Source organism: Rhizobium sp. JAB6 (assembly GCF_003024605.1).
GTDB lineage: Bacteria > Pseudomonadota > Alphaproteobacteria > Rhizobiales > Rhizobiaceae > Rhizobium.
On sequence record NZ_PYJQ01000007.1, the window covers coordinates 166,136 to 186,163 of the forward strand.

At 59.5% G+C, this 20,028-nt stretch carries 19 protein-coding genes and 1 pseudogene; 10 read left to right on the plus strand and 10 right to left on the minus strand.

From position 1 onward, the window contains the following. Positions 1 to 155: 155 nt before the first annotated feature. Positions 156 to 2,951: a DNA gyrase subunit A gene (gyrA, locus tag C7U61_RS09525; protein WP_106997853.1), complete on the plus strand. Its 2,796-nt coding sequence runs from the start codon at positions 156 to 158 to the stop codon at positions 2,949 to 2,951. Positions 2,952 to 3,097: 146 nt separating this feature from the next. Here the strand turns inward: gyrA and C7U61_RS09530 are convergent, their stop codons facing one another. From C7U61_RS09530 to C7U61_RS09535, 3 genes are all read right to left on the minus strand, one after another. Beyond that, positions 3,098 to 3,991: an NAD(P)-dependent oxidoreductase gene (locus tag C7U61_RS09530; protein ID WP_106997854.1), complete on the minus strand. Its 894-nt coding sequence runs from the start codon at positions 3,989 to 3,991 to the stop codon at positions 3,098 to 3,100. A gap of 357 nt (positions 3,992 to 4,348) precedes the next feature. Then, positions 4,349 to 4,507, minus strand: coding sequence for a hypothetical protein (locus C7U61_RS19505; RefSeq protein ID WP_181315826.1), 159 nt, complete (start codon positions 4,505 to 4,507; stop codon positions 4,349 to 4,351). 91 nt (positions 4,508 to 4,598) lie between these two features. Next, positions 4,599 to 4,988: a hypothetical protein gene (locus C7U61_RS09535; protein WP_245410778.1), complete on the minus strand. Its 390-nt coding sequence runs from the start codon at positions 4,986 to 4,988 to the stop codon at positions 4,599 to 4,601. Positions 4,989 to 5,022: 34 nt separating this feature from the next. On the opposite strand from C7U61_RS09535, the gene coaD reads away from it, so the two are divergent. The 7 genes from coaD (at position 5,023) to C7U61_RS09570 (ending at position 10,877) form a co-directional block, all read left to right on the plus strand. Continuing rightward, positions 5,023 to 5,535 carry a pantetheine-phosphate adenylyltransferase gene (gene coaD / locus C7U61_RS09540; RefSeq protein ID WP_106997946.1) on the plus strand — a complete coding sequence of 171 codons (513 nt, stop codon included), beginning with the start codon at positions 5,023 to 5,025 and terminating at the stop codon, positions 5,533 to 5,535. Between the two features lie 29 nt (positions 5,536 to 5,564). Next, positions 5,565 to 6,137, plus strand: coding sequence for a peptidylprolyl isomerase (locus C7U61_RS09545; RefSeq protein WP_106997855.1), 573 nt, complete (start codon positions 5,565 to 5,567; stop codon positions 6,135 to 6,137). A 114-nt stretch (positions 6,138 to 6,251) separates the two neighbouring features. Then, positions 6,252 to 6,752 carry a peptidylprolyl isomerase gene (locus tag C7U61_RS09550; protein WP_106997856.1) on the plus strand — a complete coding sequence of 167 codons (501 nt, stop codon included), beginning with the start codon at positions 6,252 to 6,254 and terminating at the stop codon, positions 6,750 to 6,752. 88 nt (positions 6,753 to 6,840) lie between these two features. Then, positions 6,841 to 7,926: a tRNA preQ1(34) S-adenosylmethionine ribosyltransferase-isomerase QueA gene (gene queA, locus C7U61_RS09555; RefSeq protein WP_106997857.1), complete on the plus strand. Its 1,086-nt coding sequence runs from the start codon at positions 6,841 to 6,843 to the stop codon at positions 7,924 to 7,926. A 6-nt stretch (positions 7,927 to 7,932) separates the two neighbouring features. Beyond that, positions 7,933 to 9,063 (plus strand): tRNA guanosine(34) transglycosylase Tgt, encoded by a 1,131-nt coding sequence (gene tgt / locus C7U61_RS09560; RefSeq protein WP_106997858.1) that lies wholly within the window; start codon positions 7,933 to 7,935, stop codon positions 9,061 to 9,063. A 244-nt stretch (positions 9,064 to 9,307) separates the two neighbouring features. Continuing rightward, positions 9,308 to 9,733 carry a VOC family protein gene (locus C7U61_RS09565; RefSeq protein ID WP_106997859.1) on the plus strand — a complete coding sequence of 142 codons (426 nt, stop codon included), beginning with the start codon at positions 9,308 to 9,310 and terminating at the stop codon, positions 9,731 to 9,733. Positions 9,734 to 9,986: 253 nt separating this feature from the next. Next, positions 9,987 to 10,877 (plus strand): cell wall hydrolase, encoded by an 891-nt coding sequence (locus C7U61_RS09570; protein WP_106997860.1) that lies wholly within the window; start codon positions 9,987 to 9,989, stop codon positions 10,875 to 10,877. Positions 10,878 to 10,976: 99 nt separating this feature from the next. On the opposite strand, the pseudogene C7U61_RS09575 reads toward C7U61_RS09570, so the two are convergent. The 6 genes and pseudogenes from C7U61_RS09575 to C7U61_RS09600 all read right to left on the minus strand — a co-directional run. Continuing rightward, positions 10,977 to 11,372 (minus strand): annotated as a pseudogene (locus C7U61_RS09575) (DUF4864 domain-containing protein); the annotation flags it as partial. Positions 11,373 to 11,428: 56 nt separating this feature from the next. Then, positions 11,429 to 12,694, minus strand: coding sequence for a beta-ketoacyl-ACP synthase II (gene fabF, locus C7U61_RS09580; protein ID WP_106997861.1), 1,266 nt, complete (start codon positions 12,692 to 12,694; stop codon positions 11,429 to 11,431). A 17-nt stretch (positions 12,695 to 12,711) separates the two neighbouring features. Further along, complete coding sequence (locus C7U61_RS09585) at positions 12,712 to 13,218, minus strand: helix-turn-helix domain-containing protein (protein WP_106997862.1); 507 nt, start codon at positions 13,216 to 13,218, stop codon at positions 12,712 to 12,714. Between the two features lie 184 nt (positions 13,219 to 13,402). Further along, a complete protein-coding gene (locus tag C7U61_RS09590; RefSeq protein ID WP_106997863.1) occupies positions 13,403 to 13,993 on the minus strand; it encodes an NADPH-dependent FMN reductase in 591 nt (196 codons plus the stop codon). A 35-nt stretch (positions 13,994 to 14,028) separates the two neighbouring features. Next, positions 14,029 to 15,930 (minus strand): ABC transporter ATP-binding protein, encoded by a 1,902-nt coding sequence (locus C7U61_RS09595; protein ID WP_106997864.1) that lies wholly within the window; start codon positions 15,928 to 15,930, stop codon positions 14,029 to 14,031. A gap of 3 nt (positions 15,931 to 15,933) precedes the next feature. Continuing rightward, positions 15,934 to 17,823, minus strand: a complete 1,890-nt coding sequence (locus C7U61_RS09600) for an ABC transporter ATP-binding protein (RefSeq protein WP_106997865.1) — start codon at positions 17,821 to 17,823, stop codon at positions 15,934 to 15,936. A 228-nt stretch (positions 17,824 to 18,051) separates the two neighbouring features. On the opposite strand from C7U61_RS09600, the gene C7U61_RS09605 reads away from it, so the two are divergent. After that, entirely contained in the window at positions 18,052 to 18,708 is a 657-nt protein-coding gene (locus C7U61_RS09605) for a dihydrofolate reductase family protein (protein WP_106997947.1), read from the plus strand. 47 nt (positions 18,709 to 18,755) lie between these two features. Here C7U61_RS09605 and C7U61_RS09610 read toward each other — a convergent pair whose 3' ends face one another. After that, positions 18,756 to 19,649: a LysR family transcriptional regulator gene (locus C7U61_RS09610; protein WP_106997866.1), complete on the minus strand. Its 894-nt coding sequence runs from the start codon at positions 19,647 to 19,649 to the stop codon at positions 18,756 to 18,758. 99 nt (positions 19,650 to 19,748) lie between these two features. On the opposite strand from C7U61_RS09610, the gene C7U61_RS09615 reads away from it, so the two are divergent. Further along, a complete protein-coding gene (locus C7U61_RS09615) occupies positions 19,749 to 19,976 on the plus strand; it encodes a DUF1127 domain-containing protein (RefSeq protein ID WP_181315827.1) in 228 nt (75 codons plus the stop codon). Positions 19,977 to 20,028: the final 52 nt, after the last annotated feature.

Below are 20,028 nucleotides of genomic sequence, written 5' to 3' on the forward strand. Positions count from 1 at the left end.
GTCGTGCGTCGGCGTCGATGGGTTTCGCCATGGAAATGTTCGATTCAATGGCTTTAAGGGCCAAAACCTGTTCAAAAACACCGGCCCAAATTGGCGCTCGCTGGGCCTTTCGGCTATAAATTTCGCAGTGATTCTAAAAGAGATCGTGATCTGTTTTGACTGAGCAAACACCACCCGGCGGCGGGAAGCTCCCGCCAGGCATCGAGCCGATTTCCATCATGGAGGAAATGCAGCGGTCGTATCTCGATTACGCCATGAGCGTGATCGTCAGCCGCGCGCTTCCCGACGTTCGCGATGGTTTGAAGCCCGTTCATCGGCGCATCCTCTATGCGGCGCATCAGAGCGGCTATCACTGGAACCGCAAATACGTGAAGTCGGCCCGTCCCGTCGCCGACGTCATGGGTAGCTACCACCCGCATGGCGACGCTTCGATCTATGACGCCTTGGTCCGCATGGCACAGGACTGGTCGATGCGCGTGCCGCTCATCGACGGGCAGGGTAATTTCGGCTCGATCGACGGCGACCCGCCGGCGGCGATGCGCTACACAGAGTCCCGCCTGACGAAGGTAGCCCATGAGCTTCTCGAGGATATCGACAAGGAAACGGTCGATTTCCAGGAAAACTACGACGCGACGACCGAAGAGCCAAAGGTTCTGCCGGCGCGCTTCCCGAACCTGCTCGTCAATGGCTCCGGTGGCATCGCCGTCGGCATGGCGACGAACATACCGCCGCACAACCTTTCCGAAGTCATCAACGGCTGTATCGCGTTGATCGATAACCCGGCGATCGAGCTGCCCGAGATGATGGAGATCATCCCCGGTCCGGATTTCCCGACCGGTGCGAAGATCCTGGGCCGCGCCGGCATCCGCTCCGCCTATGAGACGGGGCGCGGCTCCGTGGTCATGCGCGGTGTCGCGACCATCGAGCCGATGCGCGGCGATCGCGAGCAGATCATCATCACCGAGGTTCCCTATCAGGTGAACAAGGCGTCGATGATCGAGAAGATGGCCGAACTCGTGCGCGAGAAGCGCATTGAGGGCATCTCGGACCTGCGCGACGAATCGGACCGTCAGGGCTATCGCGTCGTCGTCGAACTCAAGCGCGACGCCAATGCCGATGTCATCCTGAACCAGCTCTATCGTTATACGCCGCTGCAAACCTCCTTCGGCTGCAACATGGTGGCGCTGAACGGTGGCAAGCCCGAGCTGATGAACCTGATGGACATGCTGCGCGCTTTCGTGGCGTTCCGCGAGGAAGTCATCAGCCGCCGCACGAAGTACCTCCTGCGCAAGGCGCGCGATCGCGCTCACGTCTTGGTCGGCCTGGCGATTGCCGTTGCCAATATCGACGAAGTCATCCGCGTCATTCGCCAGGCGCCGGATCCGCAAACGGCCCGTGAAGAGCTGATGACGCGCCGCTGGAATGCGGCAGACGTCGAATCTCTTATCCGGCTAATTGATGATCCGCGTCATCGCATCAACGAGGATGGCACTTACAATCTTTCCGAAGAACAGGCGCGCGCCATTCTCGAACTTCGCCTGGCACGCCTGACCGCTCTCGGCCGCGACGAAATCGATGAAGAGCTCAATCAGATCGGCGCTGAGATCAAGGACTACCTTGATATTCTCTCGTCGCGTGCCCGCATCCAAACCATTGTAAAAGAAGAGCTTGCCGCGGTTCGCGACGAGTTCGGAACGCCGCGCCGCACCGAGATCGTCGATGGCGGTCTCGAGATGGACGACGAGGATCTGATCGCCCGCGAGGACATGGTCGTCACCGTGTCCCATCTCGGCTACATCAAGCGCGTGCCGCTGACCACCTATCGTGCGCAGCGCCGCGGCGGCAAGGGCCGCTCCGGAATGACTACCCGGGACGAGGATTTCGTTACTCGGCTATTCGTTTTGAATACGCATACGCCGGTCCTGTTCTTCTCGTCTCACGGCATTGTCTACAAGGAAAAGGTCTGGCGTCTGCCGATCGGCACGCCGCAGTCGCGGGGCAAGGCACTGATCAACATGCTGCCGCTGGAGCCAGGTGAGCGCATCACCACGATCATGCCTCTGCCGGAAGACGAGAGCACCTGGGACAATCTCGACGTCATGTTCACGACGACACGCGGAACGGTGCGTCGCAACAAGCTGTCGGATTTCGTGCAGGTGAACCGCAACGGCAAGATCGCCATGAAACTCGAGGAGGAGGGCGATGAAATCCTCTCCGTCGAGACCTGCACGGAACATGACGACGTGCTGATGACGACGGCACTCGGCCAATGCATCCGCTTCTCAGTATCGGATGTGCGCGTCTTTGCCGGCCGCAATTCGATCGGCGTTCGCGGCATCACACTTGCACCAGGCGATCGCATCATTTCGATGACCATCGTCCGCCATGTGGATGCCGAGCCCTGGGAGCGTGCCGCCTATCTCAAGCGCTCCGTCAACGAGCGTCGCTCCGCGACGGGCGACGACGAGGAGATTGCACTGGTTGGCGAAGAAGTCACCGAAGAGGGACAGCTTAGCGACGAGCGGTATGAAGAGCTCAAGGCTCTCGAGCAGTTCGTTCTGACAGTCTCGGAAAAGGGGTTCGGCAAACGTTCGTCTTCCTACGATTTCCGTATTTCCGGCCGCGGCGGCAAGGGTATCCGCGCCACCGACACGTCGAAAACGGGCGAGATCGGCGAGCTTGTTGCTGCCTTCCCGGTCGAGGACGGCGATCAGATCATGCTTGTCTCGGACGGCGGTCAGCTGATCCGCGTTCCCGTCGGCGGTATCCGCATCGCCAGCCGCGCCACCAAGGGCGTCACCATCTTCTCCACCGCCAAGGATGAGAAGGTCGTCTCCGTCGAACGCATCAGCGAGCCGGAAAGCGATGAGGACGATGCCTCGGCGGTCGAAGATGACGCCGCTGCTGGCGACGCGGGAGAGGCTGGCGACGAGGGCGGCAGCGAGGAATAAAATTCGCTGAACCGGCCGCACAAATGCGGCGGCTGACCGGTTGCCGCACGACTGAAGATTTCAATCGCATGAGCTTGGCAACAGGCTCATGCGATTGTTTTTTGCGTAGCCCGATCTGCGGGTTCGACGTCGATTGCACGGTCGTTTTATTCTTCCGCTTGTTCGTCGCTCTCAGAAGAGGGCGGCAGAACCTCCAGACTTTCCCGATCCAACTGCGCGAGAACTTCGTCATAACCGAAGCGGAAGTGCCATCCGAGAACGGAACCCGCAGATTTCGAGGCGTAGATGCGGTCGATATTTTGGGGCAAAGGCCAGTTTCGCTGCGCAAATTTCGCTGCGAGACCGGGGGCGCGCAATCGGATGACGGAAGCGGCATCGACGGCCAGCGCCTCACAATCCTCCGGTTTGAACAGCGTTCCCGCAGAAATGATATGCCGTTGAAAGTGGTGGCCTCCGTTGGTCAGTGCGGCGGCATGGGCGTCGGCAACGTCTCTTATGTCGATGCCGCGATGCAATCGATAAGCGGCCATGAGGTTGGCGGGCTCCGGAAAGCTGCGAGACATGCGCAAAACGCGTAGCTGGAAATCCGGTCCCGCAATGTCCTCAAGCATTCGCTCGGCCTCCAGCTTCGTGCTGTGATAAATGCTTCCGGGCTGCGGGATGGTGTCTTCATCGATCCATGTGCAGTGGCCTGGCGTGACGGCATGGCCGTAAAGGGCCGTGGTACTGGTGAATATCAGCCGGCGTACGCCGGCAGCCAGAGCCGCCTCCGCCAACAGGCGCGTTCCCTCCACATTGATGCGGCCGAATTCAGCCGCGGAGACCGTTCCGACGTGAGGGGCATGAAGGGCGGCGCAATGGATGACCGCATCCGCCCTCTCAAGCGCCTCGCGCAGAAGTGCTGTATCGGTGAAATCTCCGACGATACGTGTCGACGAAAATGGCGAGCGATCGATCCCGATAACCGAGTGATGTCTTGCCAATACGTTGAAGATGGCGCGGCCGAGCCGCCCCGAACTGCCAGTCAGAACAATGCGCATATCGAACCCCGAACGACGCTGGAACGCAGTATAGCGGGGATTGAAAACGATGTCCCTACATCGTGATATTGCTGCAACCGCTTGAAACGACAGCAATAAAAAAACCGGACGCTGGCGGGGAGAGCGTCCGGTTCATGGTCCATCCGAGCATGTGGCGGGGGAGAGATGCTCGGTACGCGGAGATCAGAGCGTCTTATGACGCTTATGCAGTCTCTTGCTCTCTTCGCTTTCGCGGTGGAGCGCCGAAATGGTGGATGCGACTGACACGACAAACATGATGCTGATGAAAAGTGTAAGCAGCGTCAAAATTGTGAACATGATCGCTCCCTCCTTTGGTGGGACTAGCGTTCAGATCCCTTAGTACTGGCTCGAGGCAATGAAGGGACGAGCCGAAGCAAAGGGACCGTAGATCTTCGACTGGTCGGGTTTATGATCGTAAAGCGCAACGGTTGCTGCAAGCATTCCCGATATCATGGCCATCCAAACAACGTTAATAAGGGTGATCTTGTCGGGCATACTCTTCTTCCTTCTTGCCACAGGGGGCAATCTGAGTTTCGGACTGTTAACGCGGCGTTTCCTAAATGGTTCCGCCGTTATTGAGAGCTATCTAGCAATGCGCGCCTGAAGCGACCTTGAATGCCTTGTTCATCTGGCGTTCAGATTCCCGATGCGTTTTACGCATGGCGGTGGCGATTTCTTGGGCAAAGTTAATATCCTTGTCGTTTTGCGAAGCGCAATCCCATTCGATCTCATAACGATCGGCCAAAAAATGAATGAGGTATTCGACGAAAAATGAACCGATGATGGCGCCTGCGATGATGAAGACGAGCATGGTATGATTTCCCTGAAGCCAATCGACGAGCCGTTGAACCAGGCCCGTTTCGATGTTGATGTCAGTAAAGCATCGTTGAGCTGAAACGGGCTTGAACGGCGTGTTCATCCGCAGTTCAGAGGCGGCTGCCGGGTTGCAAATCACTTGCGATACGGCCTCATCCATGACAAAAGGCGTCGAAACAACGAGCCGGCTTGCTATGACGACAGCCTTCTATCCCGGGTCCTTCGACCCGATGACCAACGGACATCTGGATGTCCTCGTGCAGGCGTTGAATGTCGCCGCCAAGGTGATCGTCGCGATCGGCATTCATCCGGGCAAAAAGCCGCTTTTCTCCTTCGAGGAGCGGGCGGAGCTGATCCGCGGATCGCTTGGCGAGGCTCTGCCGCAGAAGGCGGGCGATATTTCCGTCGTCGCCTTTGACAATCTGGTCGTCGATGCCGCCCGCGCCCATGGCGCAACCTTGCTTGTGCGCGGCCTGCGCGATGGCACCGATCTCGACTATGAAATGCAGATGGCCGGCATGAACAGGCAGATGGCGCCGGATATTCAGACGTTGTTTCTGCCAGCCGGCACGGCCTCGCGGCCCATAACCGCCACATTGGTGCGGCAGATCGCATCCATGGGCGGCGATGTCAGCGCCTTCGTGCCGTCGGCGGTTCTGAAAGCGCTGAACGGCAAACTCAAAAATAAGGCCGGCGATAACAGCTGAGCCGAAATTCAATCCCGAACGGAGCATCCATGAAACTCTTTCATATTGCATTGGCAGGATTCCTGAGCCTTGCCGCCTGCGCAGGCAGTGCGTTCTCGGCCGCGGCCGCAGATCTTCTGACCATTCAGCTCAAGGACGGCCCAGTGGTCATCCAGTTGATGCCTGAGGTTGCTCCGAAGCATGTCGCCCAAATCGAAGCGCTGGCGAAGAAGGGTGCTTACGACAACGTCGTTTTTCATCGCGTCATCGACGGTTTCATGGCCCAGACGGGCGATGTTCAGTACGGTAACGCCTCCAAGGGCTATGATCCGAACAAGGCCGGCACCGGCGGTTCCGACCTGCCGAACCTTCCGGCCGAATTTTCCAAGGTTCCGTTCACGCGCGGCACCGTCGGTATGGCGCGCGCTCAGGACCCGAACTCTGCCAATTCGCAATTTTTCATCATGTTCGCCAATGGCGATTTCCTGAACGGCCAGTACACGGTCGTCGGCAAGGTCATCTCCGGCATGGAGCTTGTCGACAAGATCAAGCGCGGCGAAGGCCAAAACGGCGAAGTGAGCAACCCTGACAAGATGATCAAGGTCACCGTCACCAAGAAGTGATTTCACCGGCGTGATCTCAAAAGACGCGAAGCCGCTGTAGGGTGAGATCAAGCCAAGGCAAGGTGCATGATCCGCGTAGGGCCCTGCACAAACAGAGAGAACAAGGAAACGAACATGGCTGAGATCAAGGATCCAGAAAACACCCTCATCCTGGACACCACCAAGGGTCAGGTCGTCATTCAGCTTCTGCCGCAGGTTGCTCCGGAGCATGTCGCTCGCATCAAGGAGCTTGCGCGCGAAAAGGCCTATGACAACGTTGTTTTCCATCGCGTCATCGATGGTTTCATGGCTCAGACCGGCGACGTCGAGCATGGCAAGGTCGGCGGCAACACCGCTCGCGCCGGCACCGGCGGCTCGTCCAAGCCCGACCTGAAGGCTGAATTCTCCGCCACCCCGCACGTTCGCGGCACCTGCTCGATGGCCCGTTCGCAGAACCCGAACTCGGCCAATTCGCAGTTCTTCATCTGCTTTGCCGATGCTCCCTGGCTGAACAAGCAGTATTCCGTCTGGGGTCAGGTCATCTCCGGCATGGAATTCGTCGACCAGATCAAGCGCGGCGAGCCGGTAAAGGATCCGGATTCCATCGTATCTGCGCGGGTTGCTGCCGACGTCTGATCGTGATTATTCCTGAAACCCGCCTCTTGCGCCTTCGGCGTGAGGGGCGGGTTTCGCTTTGCCTGAATGAACTGTCTGGACCAAGTGAATGCGTGTTGATCTTTTCGATTTCGATCTGCCGGAAGAGCGTATCGCGCTCAGGCCCGCCGAGCCGCGCGACAGCGCGCGCCTGCTCGTCGTCGATCCGAACGATGGCGCAAACACGCTGATCGACCGTCAGGTGCGCGACCTGCCATCCTTCCTGCGTCCCGGCGACGCCATGGTCTTCAACGATACCAAGGTGATACCGGCGCAGCTGGAAGGCCTTCGTCACCGCGAAGGCGCGCCTGGCCAGCAGGTGTCTGCCACCCTCCATATGCGCGCCGCACCCGACCGCTGGAAGGCTTTTGCCAAGCCCGGAAAGCGCATCAAGATCGGCGACCGCATCGAGTTCGGTCATGGCGAAAATGTCTGCGTTCTGGGCTCGCTCGATGCGACTGTCGAGGAAAAAGGCGAGGGGGGTGAGATCACCTTGCGGTTCGATCTTTCCGGTCCGGCACTGGACGAAGCGATCGCCGCCGTAGGGCACATTCCCCTGCCGCCTTATATCGCGGCGAAACGTCCGGAAGACGAGCGCGATCGCGCCGATTATCAGACGATCTACGCGCGTGAAGAGGGCGCCGTCGCGGCACCCACTGCCGGCCTGCATTTCACGCCAGCTCTATTTGCCGCGCTCGATGCCATGGGCGTCGAGCGGCATTTCGTGACCCTGCATGTCGGCGCCGGCACCTTTCTGCCGGTCAAGGCCGATGATACTGAAGACCACAAGATGCATTTCGAGATAGGCTATGTCGATGCCGGCACCGCCGCAAAACTCAACGCCGTCAGGGCAAGGGGTGGGCGCATCGTTTGCGTCGGTACCACCTCGCTCCGATTGATCGAAAGCGCCGCCGCCGCCGATGGCACTATCCAGCCCTGGCAGGGCGCTACCGGCATTTTCATCACCCCCGGCTACCGCTTCAAGGCCGTCGACATGCTGATGACCAATTTCCACCTGCCGCGCTCGACCCTGTTCATGCTCGTGTCGGCTTTCGCCGGCCTCGATACGATGCGCGCGGCCTATACCCATGCTATCGAGACAGGCTATCGCTTCTATTCCTATGGCGATGGCAGCCTGCTCCATCGGAAAGACTAGAACGAAATGAGCGAGAGCTTTCAGTTTCAATTGAAGAAGACCGATGGTGGCGCGCGCCTCGGCGAAGTTTCCATGCCGCGCGGCACGATCCGCACGCCGGCCTTCATGCCCGTCGGCACCGTCGGCACCGTCAAGGCGATGTATCTGGACCAAGTGCGCGAAACCGGCGCCGATATCATTCTCGGCAATACCTATCACCTGATGCTGCGCCCGACGGCGGAGCGCGTCGCCCGTCTTGGCGGTCTGCACCAGCTGATCCGATGGCCGCATCCGATCCTGACCGATTCCGGCGGCTTTCAGGTGATGTCGCTGTCCGGTCTGCGCAAATTGGATGAGCAGGGCGTCACCTTCAAATCGCATGTCGACGGCAGCCTGCATCACATGTCGCCGGAGCGCTCGATTGAAATCCAGGGCCTGCTCGATTCCGATATCCAGATGCAGCTCGACGAATGCGTCGCCCTGCCGGCGACGCCCAAAGACATCGAGCGCGCCATGGAAATGTCGCTGCGCTGGGCGGAACGCTGTAAGGTGGCTTTCGGCAATCAGCCCGGCAAGGCGATGTTCGGCATCGTGCAGGGCGGCGATGTGCCGGAGCTGCGCGTCCGCTCCGCACAGGCGCTAAGCGGCATGGACCTGAAGGGCTATGCGGTCGGCGGTCTCGCCGTCGGCGAGCCGCAGGACGTCATGCTGCGCATGCTCGAAATCACCTTGCCGGAACTGCCGACGGAGAAGCCGCGCTATCTGATGGGTGTCGGCACGCCGGACGATATTCTGAAATCCGTCGCCCGCGGCATCGATATGTTCGACTGCGTGATGCCGACTCGCTCCGGCCGTCATGGGTTGGCATTTACCCGCCGCGGCAAGGTCAACATCCGCAACGCGCGCCACGCCGAAGATATGCGGCCTCTGGACGAGCAGTCCAATTGCCCGGCCTCGCGGGACTACTCGCGCGCCTACCTGCACCATCTCGTCCGCGCCAACGAAGCGCTCGGCGGCATGCTGCTGTCCTGGCACAACCTCGCCTATTACCAGGAACTGATGCAGGGCATCCGTCAGGCGATCGCCGAAGGCCGCTTTGCCGATTTCATGGCCGAAACGATGGAAAACTGGGCGAGGGGCGATCTCGAGCCGGTTTGATTCAGCTATGCTGAGGATGCGCCACTCGATCTTGCTCCTGTGGCGGTTTCGCGCTAACAGAAGCGTGTCGAAAAAGGCAGGGTTGGTTTCGGTAGGCCCAACCCCTTCCAGTCTGGAAGTTCTGCTCCTTGCCATTGGTGATGAGAGCCCGCGACGCGGAACTTGACCATTGTGGTCGAGTGTCTCGCGTTGGCGTGGGCCGGATCGACCGACATGTCTCCGCGGGAAAGCCTTTGGAGCTGTCATGAGACTGAATCACCTGGATCTGCATGTTCCCGATGTCGCCGCGACGCGGGATTTTTTCGTTTCCGTTTTCGGCCTGACGGAGGTGGAAACGCGCGGCGCAAATGGCCTCGCCATCCTTCGCGACGATGCCGGACTTGAGCTCGTCATCAGCCGGCCGGTCGAGAAGTTCGGCGGCGCCGATGCTGTCTCCGTCGGTCGCAATACCTATCATATCGGCTTCATTCAGCCCTCTCGGGAAGCGGTCGATCTGCTGTTCGAACGAGCGAAATCGAGCGGTTGCGAGATCTGGAAACCACCTTCGGCGATACGCGGCAATTGGTCGTTTTATTGTTTTGCACCAGGGCGAATCCTCATCGAAGTCGGCTGGCGCATGGACCTTGCTTTGTTGGTAAATCATTTATTATCGATTGGCTGCTATCCTTAACGAACATCGTTTTGAGCCGGGCTGAAACGGGTTTGCAGCTAGGCAAGCTCCGTTTCGGCCACGTCTCAGAATGAGCCTTGCAACAATAAAGCATTGGGAAAAATAGCGAATCGGAATAAACAGTCCGTCCGCCTTTGAAAACGTCATTGGCTGATTTGATTGTGTGGCTGCTTGGAATTTTCAAAAAATCCGGCTAAAACGCATTCTCTTGATCGATAAGGGCTGTACTACCGAAAATAGGAGGCACTTGCCGTTGAGGGCGCAACGCAAATTCGGGGCATGTCTTTCGGGGCTGTTGGTTGTCGGTCTGGCCGCTACGAGCTGCACAACGACGCAGAAGACAACACCCACCCCCAGCAATACCACCAAACCGATTCGTGGCACGAAAGTAACGTACAATTACACGACGAAAGACAAGGATTGTCTCGAACGTGCAATGTACTTTGAATCAGAGCGTTCCGACCCGAGCGGTTACATGGCTGTCGGCACGGTCGTGATGAACCGATTGACCTCCGGTGCATATCCGCCCACGATCTGCGGCGTCGTTGCACAGGAAAAACAGTTCGCCCCGGGCGTGATGACCAGGGAAGTCAAGGAACAGGCAAAGCCCGATCTTGAAGTCGCCGCTTCCAGGCTCCTGCGTGGCGAACGGCATCCCCAGGTGAAGGATGCCATGTTCTTTCATACAGAGGGTCTGAGATTCCCTTACGATAATATGCATTATGTCGCCTATGCCGGCGGCAACGCATTTTATGAGAAGCGCAGTCGGGATGGCCAGCTTCAGACGCCTGCGCCGCTTCCGGCCTACGAGGTTGCGATGAATTATGTGCCCACGCAGGGCGCGCCGCAATCTCCGTTCGTCCTGCCGGAAACGCAGCCGGCGTCCTCGACATCCGCCGTTGCGGCCTTCACACCGGTCTCGAACCCGACCGTAACCATGCCGCAGAGCGCCATCGTCATCCCGAATGCGGTTCCGATCCCGACACCCGCACCCACGGACATGGCAATTTCAGGACCGCTTCCGAGCGGTGAGGCTACATATACGAATACGCCTATGCCGGCTTCGACGGTTGTCATTCCGCAGCCACGCCCGGAGTTGGATGGCAACACGCCGGTGGGAAATTCGCTTAGAATTCGCGGCTAGCAGCACTGGCCCAAACCCTCGATCAGCGCATCTCTCCCAGAGGTGCGCTGTTTTCATTTGGGCCAAGCGATGTTCAGATGCCCTCGCTTGCGTTTTTGCAAGAATCTGCACGCCGTTGATCTTGTAGCTGCCGTCCGGCTGACGGGTTATCTGATAGATCGCCGTCCAGTCCTTGCCGTCGGTGCCTGTGATCAGCACTTCCTGATAGACGACGGCACCATTGTCGATCGCCCGGCCCTTGCCGAAGGCATAGTTGCCCGGATGATAGACCGGCCGGTAGTTCTTCCTTACCATGGCGAAGAAGCTGTCCTTGTCAGGGAAGAGCGCCTTGATGCCGGGTGCCGCGAAGGAATACGCCGTTGCCGCGTCATTGCGTAGAAAGGCCTCGATCTGTTGTTCAATGAGGCTCTGAGCCGTCTGCACTGGATCTTCCGCGTAAGCGGCAGGTGCAAAGTAAAAGCAACCGAGAAAAGCGACGATCGAAAAGGCGCGCATGTCCGTCCCCAGCCATATAGGAAAGCTTAGCGCGCTTTGATCGCAGGCAGAAGCGATTACTGCCAGCGGCGGAAGAGAGCACTGGCGTTGACGCCACCGAAACCGAAGCCGTTGGAGATCGCATAGTTCATCGCCATCGGTCGCGCGGTGCCGCCGACAATATCGATGCCTTCCGCTGCGGGATCCGGATCCTGCAGATTGCGGGTCGGCGGCGCGATCTGGTCCCGCAATGCCATGATGGTGAAGATCGCCTCCATGCCGCCGGCTGCACCCAGAAGATGGCCGGTCGCCGCCTTCGTGCCACTGACGGCAATCGCACCCTCGCGGCCGAAGACGGTTTTAATTGCTTCCATCTCTCCGCGGTCACCGACCTGGGTCGATGTCGCATGCGCATTCAGGTGCTTGACCTCGGCCGGTGAAATTCGTGCCTGGGCGAGGGCGGCGAGCATGGCCCGGCGTGCTCCGTCGCCATCTTCCGGCCCTGCCGTCATGTGATAGGCATCGGCGGCAGTGCCATAACCGACAAGCTCGGCAAGCGGCGTTGCGCCGCGGGCAAGTGCATGCTCCAACGTCTCGATGACCAGCATTCCGGCGCCTTCACCCATGACGAAGCCGTCGCGGCCGCTGTCGAAGGGACGGGAGGCTTCCTCGGGGCGATTGCTGAAACCCGTCGAAAGCGCGCGCGCCGCGGCGAAGCCGCCAAGACTGACCTTGTCGATGCAGGCTTCGGCGCCGCCGCAGATGGCGACATCGGCCTCTCCGGAACGGATCAGCCGCGCGGCATCGCCGATCGCCTGCACGCTGGCCGCACAGGCGGTGACCGGCGCACCGAGGGGGCCCTTGAAGCCATAGCGGATACTCACCTGGCCGGCGGCGAGATTGACGAGGAAGGAAGGGATGGTGAAGGGCGACAAACGCCGCACGCCCTTTGTTTCCGCCGTGCGCACAGCATCGGCGATGGCGGGAAAGCCGCCGACGCCCGATGCGATGATTGTGGCCGTCCGTTCCAGAGCGCTGATGTCGGTCGGTTGCCAGCCGGCCTGCAGGATTGCCTCCTCGGCGGCCGCCATGGCGAACAGGATGAACCGGTCCATCTTTTTCTGATCTTTGACCGGCACATAGCGGTCGGCGTCGAAGCCGGCTTCGAGGTCCTCCGATATATCGGGAACGACGCCGCCGACCTTGGCCGCGAGATCGCCCACCATCTCCTCAGGCAGCTGCCGGAGACCGGAGCGGCCCTCGACGAGCCGCTTCCAGCTTGCATTGACACCCACGCCCAGGGGAGAAACCAGTCCCATGCCGGTGACGACGATACGATCCATGTCTTGCTCCTATTATCTCAGGCGTCGAAGCCCAGAAACCATGCTTTCATCTGGGCAATGCGTTCGTGAACCGCGTCGTCGGCTGCCGGTCCCGGCACGAGGATCGTGTCTTCGGGCTGGAAGGCGCGGCCGGTGACACGGTCGATAAGCAGCGGGTCGCGATCTTCACCTGTGTTAGCGTCGGCTAGCCGCACGGCGACTTCTTCGGCGGGCAAGTGCCGATTGCCCCAGGTGAAGAGCGCCATCAGCACAGGGAAGAAATCCCGGCCCTTGCCGGTCAGGACATATTCGTAGCGGGGCGGCCGCTCCTGATAGAGTCGCCGCTCGAACAGGCCTTCATCGGTCAGATGCTTGAGCCGCCGCGTCAGAATATTGGGTGCAATTCCAAGGCTTTTCTGGAATTCATCGAACCGGCTCAACCCCTGAAGGGCATCACGCAGGATCAGGATGCTCCACCAGTCGCCAACGCTTTCCAGCGCACGGGCCGCGGGGCATTTGAAGGTGCTGAAGCTCGTTCTTTGCATGGACAGGGCAGATAGCACAAGTAACTATCATTATGCAAGTTACTGGCGCAAAACTGAATTTGCTGGAGCGAATGCGCGATCTGCGAGCGCGAAATCCGATTGTTTTGGAGGGGTTTGCTATAAATTGAAAAAGGCGACCTTTGCATCAAGGTGTCGATGACCAAGACGAGAGGGTTCCGGACTTTCAATAGGGAGGCGCCCTGCGAGCGCGCTGGTGTTTTGCTGCCTCGGTCCACCAGGCGAGATCGTCGGCAAAACGGGGAAAGGCTTTCGCAAGAGCATCGCCTCCGCTCCCCGTCGGTTTGCCCTCGACGTCCAATGCCGCCGAAATATTGGCGACGGCAAGCGTGCTTGAGATGACGATCATTCCCATCTCGGAAAGGGTGCCATGCCAGGAGACCGCCGCATGTGCGCCGGAAAGGCGGCCGCCGGAGTAGCTGGCAATCGCCGCCGGGCGCCAAAACCACTCCTCAAGGTAATGGTCGGTCAGGTTTTTCAGGCCAGGCTGCATGCCCCAATTATATTCGCCGGTAACGAAAACGAAGGCATCGGCAGCGCGAATTTTCTCGGCAAGCTGCTCCATTGCCGAGGGCGCGGAACCTTTGGGATATTCCTTGTACATCCGATCGAGCATCGGCAGGCCAACCGCCTTGGCGTCAATGAGCTCCACATCGTTTCCGCGCTGACGCAGGCTGGTTACGAGATAATTCGCGAGACGGATGCCGGCGCGATCCGATCGGTAGGAACCGTAGAGAACGAGAATACTGTCGGTCATTGTTGATTATGCCCCCACAGTTTGCGCGGAATACTCTACGTCTGTGACTCCGCCGGCACGGACGCGGAGACTTCCTCCTCCGGAATATCGTCGAAGGAAGCATAGTTGAGATTATAGAGCTTCGAGTAGAGTTTGCCATTCGCCATCAGCTGATTGTGGTTGCCGCTTTCAAGCAGCTGGCCGTTCTGCAGCACGATGATGCGGTCGGCCTCGCGGATCGTTGCCAGACGATGGGCGATGACGAGGCCGGTGCGCCCCTCCAGCAGTTTCACCAATGCTTTCTGGATCAGCATTTCGGTGTAGCTGTCGATATTCGCCGTCGCTTCGTCCAGTACGAGGATCTTGGCATCGGCCACGAGTGCACGGGCGAAGCTGACAAGCTGACGCTGGCCGAGCGAAAGACCGCCGCCGCGTTCGCCGAGAACGGAATCGTAGCCATCCGGAAGACGCATGATGAACTCATGCGCACCAACGGTCTTGGCAGCTTCTATGACTTCCTCGCGCGTCGCCTCTGCCTTGTTATAGCGGATATTCTCCAGCACCGTTCCGGTGAAGAGGAACGGTTCCTGCAGCACCATGGCGATCTGGCGGCCGAGCGAATTCTGAGTGAGGGAGCGCACGTCATGACCGCCGACCAGCACCTGGCCTTGCTGCACGTCGTAAAAGCGGTGGATAAGCGCCATCGAACTGGATTTGCCCGAGCCCGTCGGCCCGATCAAGGCCACCGTTTCTCCCGGATTGACCTTAAAACTGACATTCTTCAGCACGGGGTGTTTCGGATTGTAGCCGAAGACGACGTTGCGGAACTCCACCGAGCCGTCCATATCTGGCGAGAGCTCCTTTGCATCGGGCGCATCCTTGATGTCGATCGGAACATCAAGCACCTCGGTCAGGCGCTGACCGGAGGCCATGGCGCGCTGCATCACCGAATATTGCATGGTGAGCGAGCGGATCGGATCGAAGAAACGCTGGATGTAGAACAGGAAGGCGACCATGATGCCGACATCGAGCCTGTGGTTCAGAACCATCGAGCCGCCAACGATGATGACGATCGCCATCGCCATGCCCGTCAGCGTATCGACGATCGGCACCATGATCTGGGCATAGCGCGCCGCCGTCAGATGCGACTGAAGATTGGTATGCGCCTTGTCGTCGAAAAGTGCGAAATTGACGGCCTGCCGATGCATGCCCTGGACAGCGCGCACGCCATGGATAGCCTCTGCCAGCGCCCCACTGGTGACGGAGTTGGTCTCATGCGCGTTCATGAAGGCGACACGCGCCTTCGGCAGCCAGAATAGCCGCACGATGAAGAGGATCGGCATGACGGAGAGCGTCAGCAGGCCGAGCCGGAAATCCAGCGACAGCATGACGATGACGATGCCAAAGAGCAGGACTATGTCACCCACGGAAAGCACCGAAGTTTCAAGGAATTCCTGCATGGAGTTGACGTCGCCCTGCAGGCGCGACATCAAGCGTCCGACTTCCGTCTTGTCCATAAAGGACAGTGAGACGCGCTGCAGATGCGCAAACATTGCCCGTCGAATGTCGAACAGCACTTCTTCAGCGACTTGGCCGACAAAGGTCTCCTGCACGTAGCTCGCGCCGTAGTTGACGAGGATTGCCGCAGCAAAAATCGCTAGCGACAGCCAGAGCGCTGAGTAATCAATGGCGCCAGGTGCCATCGCCTTGTCGATCGCATGACGGATCACCAGCGGTATGACGATCTGCGATCCCGTGAACAGCAGAACGGCGACGACGGAAATGTAGATTTTCCGGCGATAGGGGCTGACGAAGGCCCATATGCGGCGGACGATCTTGCTGTCGAAGACCTTGCCGAAGATTTCTTCTTCGACGCGGTGCGAGCCAACGACTGCGCGGGGAGGGCGGCGCCCATCGTCGCGCACATCATTGCGCTCGGTTTCGGCGATTTCCGACATTTGTCATACCTCCCTTTTCGCTCTTTCGAGCACGTCGCCCGGTGTCTTGACGACATCGTCCTCCGGGCGGACCTGAAGATCGTAAAGCGCCTTGTAGCGGCCGCCGGCGGCCAAGAGCTGCTCATGCGTACCGCGTTCGACGATCACACCATCCTCGATGAAGAGGATCTGGTCGGCATGCATCAGCGAGCTCAGCCGATGGGCGACGATCAGGGTCACGCGGTCGCGGGCAAAGCGTTTCATGGCGCTGCGGATGCGCTGCTCGGTCGCGGCGTCGATCGCGGCGGTAGAATCGTCGAAGACCATCACGGCAGGCTTCAGCATCAAGGTGCGGGCGATCGTCAGGCGCTGGCGTTGACCTCCGGAAAGCGATACGCCCCGCTCGCCGACGACCGTGGTATAGCCGGCGGGCAGGCCGAGAATGTAATTATGCAGCTGTGCCGACTCGGCAGCCCGCTCGATGCGGGTTTCCTTCGCCCAAGGGTCGCCATAGGCGATGTTGTTCTCGATGCTCGTCGTGAACAGGAAGGAATCCTGCTGCACGACGGCAACGTTCTGCCGCAGCGATTGCAGCGTCGCCTTGCGAATATCCTGACCGTCGAGCGTGATCTTTCCGGCCGTGACGTCGTAGAAGCGCGGAATGAGATGCGCGATGGTGGATTTGCCGCTGCCAGGCGGGCCGACAATGCCGATCGTCTCGCCGCGTCTTGCCTCGAAAGAGATATTCTTCAACACCGGGCGCTCCTCGGCGCCCGGATAGCTGAAATCGACATTCTCGAACCGGAGCGTGCCGTCGGTTACGACGAGCGGCTTGGCGTCCGGAGCATCCTTGATGGGAATATCGAGATCGAGCAGGGCGAACAGGCGCGAACCGCAGGTCGATGCGCGTGCGAAGGCATTCACCATCAGGCCGAGCTGACGCACGGGCATCTGCAGGATGGTCATGAAGGTGAGGAACGAGGCCAGCGTGCCGACGCTAATCTCGCCGTTGATGACCTTGAGACCACCCATCCAGAGCACCAGCCACATCGACACGAAGAAGGAAAGGTTCATGGCGCTGGTATTGACGACACGGATGCCGACGCGCCTATGCGCCAGCGAAAGCGCATTATGCGATGCGCGGTCGAACTTCAGGATTTCATGCGCCTGTGCGGCAAAGGCGCGGACGACGCGGATGCCGCCCAGATTTTCCTCCATGACGCGCGTCAGTACCGAGAGCCGTTCCTGCAGATCGAGCCACGTCGAACGCAGTCGCAACTGCGTGACGGAGGAGCGCCAGGCGACGAAGGGCACGAAGCTTAGAGCCAGCAGTCCGAGTGCCACATCGGTCGTCAGCAGCATGTAGGCGCCGACACCGATCAGCATGGTGAGCAGCACCATGCGCACGAGTGCGGTCGAGAAATACATGCGCACGCCTTCGAGATCGAGCAGGCCGACCGTGATGAGATCGCCGGAATGGACCTTGTCGTGAAAACTGAAGGAGAGCTGCTGAATCTTCTCGTAGCAGGCCAGTCGGAGCTCATAGCCCATATGGTGGCCGACGGATTCGCTGTAATAATTCTGCACCATCGTGAACAGGCCGCGCAGAATGCTGACGACAAGCAGCAGCAAAGCGGTCGTCGTCAAAGCATTTTCGGCGATCTGGCCGGCGGCACCGCCTGCGACCGCCGTTTGCGTCTGGTCCACCGCGCGACCCAGCAGCCGCGGGATCGTCAGCTGCAACGTTGCAGCCACGAATGTTGCCCCTATGGCGAAGCTCGTCTGCCATGGGTGGCGCAGCGTCATATGGGTGATCCGGATGATCGTCGACAGACCTTGGCCCCACCCGACCGCATTGATATGCGCGCGCGAGGCCAATGGCTTCGCCGCGCTTCCTATTGAATCGCTGCTCACGCTTTTATCCAGGCATAATTGAACGAGGCGGGCCCGCTGAGGGGTTCGTATCTCAGGAAAACTATTGATAGGATGAATTTTGCCGATTCCATGGCGACGTTCAAGAGTCAATCGGTCACAAGTCCCACGCGAACGTTAGATTGCGTGTTCAAGAAAATTGCCGATGGCATGTCGGGGTTGAATTCAATGAGGCGTCCTTTGGGTACCATGCCAGAAAAGGAGGGCATCATGCGCAAGGTTATCGCAGCAACATTCATCAGCCTCGACGGCGTCATGCAGGCGCCCGGTGGTCCGGACGAGGATCCGACCGGCGGTTTCAAATATGGCGGCTGGGTTTTCCCGCACTCGGACGAAGATACCGGTAAGACGCTCTTCGAACTGTTCGAAAAGCCGTTCGATCTGCTGCTCGGCCGCAAGACATACGATATTTTCGCCGCCTATTGGCCTTATATCGACGACGACAATCCGATTGCCAATAAATTCAACAGCGTCACCAAATATGTCGCGACGCGTGGCGATGCCGAATTGAAATGGAACAAGAGCCGCTCGCTTGGCAAGGATGTCGTTGCTGCGATCAAAGAGCTGAAGGCGGGTGAGGGGCCGGATCTGCTGATCCAGGGCAGCGGCGATTTTATCCAGACCCTGCTCCGTCATGGGCTGATTGACGAATATAAGCTGGTGATCTTTCCGCTGGTGCTGGGCGGCGGCAAAAAGCTGTTCGCCGATGGCGCAGTGCCTGGAGCAATGAAGCTGCTGCGTAGCAAAACCTCTCCGAGCGGTGTCATCTTTGCGACCTACGAGCCCGATGGAACGGTGAAGACGGGCTCCTTCGTTGGTCCGAATCCCTCAGAAGAGGAGATGGAGCGCCGCAGGCGGCTCGAATAAGCAGCCAAGGCCCGCGGCGGGACGCCCTTTAGGTGTTCCGCTAAGGCTCACATCGAATGTTCCGGCGTTTGAAAATCACGCAGCGCTTTCATGACTTCGCGAAGACCTCTTGTGAGATGCTTGTCCCGGCGCAACACCATGCCGAGTTGCCGAACGAGCCTCGGCTTGAGCGGCGAGGTAACCAGCCGGTCCGACCTTTCCCGTCTCAGAGCCATCTCCGGAAGGATGGACCATCCGAGGCCGGCGGCGACCAGCTCCTTGATCGCCTCGACGCTGCCGAACTCCATGGCCGGCTCGGGGTGAGTCCCGCCGGTCTCGAACCATTCGTTCGTGGCCCGACGCGTGTTGCCGCCTTCGTAAAGCAGCAACGTCCTGGTTTTCATGAATTCCACATCCGGTCCGCCCTTAGGCATCACGCTTCCCTTCGGAGCCACGGCCAGAAGCTCATCCTCATGGAATGGCTCGACCTCAAGCGAACGGCCGGAGGCGGGCAGGGCAACGACCGCAAGATCCAGCGCATTGGCTTCGAGATCGCGCAAAATCTCGTCGATATTGCCGACACGAACGATGATCTCGAGATCGGGCATGCGCGTCTTTGCCATGGCGATGGCGCGCGGCAGCAGATGAATCGAGGCGGTGCCGCCGCTGCCGATCCGTACGCGCCCCACCGATCCCTCCCGAAATGGCGTCATCGCCTCCTCTGCGATCGAACAGGCTTGGATGATTCGGCGGGCATGCGGAAGCAGATCAAGTCCGGCCGGTGAGGGCTGCGCCCGCCGGCCGACGCGCTCGATCAGCTTTACGCCGAGACGCTGCTCCAGCAGTTTCACTTGCAGGCTGACGGCCGGTTGTGTCAGCCCGGCCTTGTCGGCGGCGGCCGTAAAGCTGCCGAGATCGACGACACTCACAAAGGCGGCTAGCTGATCCAGGTTGAGCAACAGAAGAATTCCTTATGGTTTGTATAAATATCATAAACTTCATTCGTTATCGCGGCTAGTGCATCCTGACGCCATGTTCATACGAGCCTCGGGAGCAGGGAAATGACGACCGATACCGACAGACCGATGCTGGCAGCGATCGCCGTCGCAGGCAGAGGCCGGCGAAAGCGGGGATTTTGGCAAAAGGCGCTGGAGAGATTCCTGACCTATCTTGAAAAGCGCGAGACAAGATGGAACCTGCGCGAGCTGAGCGATGATCAGCTTCGAGACATTGGCATGACGCGCGCCGAAGCCCGGACCGAGGTCAATAAATCGTGGTTCTGGGGATAGTGCTCAAAGGCGTCCCATGAATCGGCCCGACGCCGTAAGCAGGGGTATTATT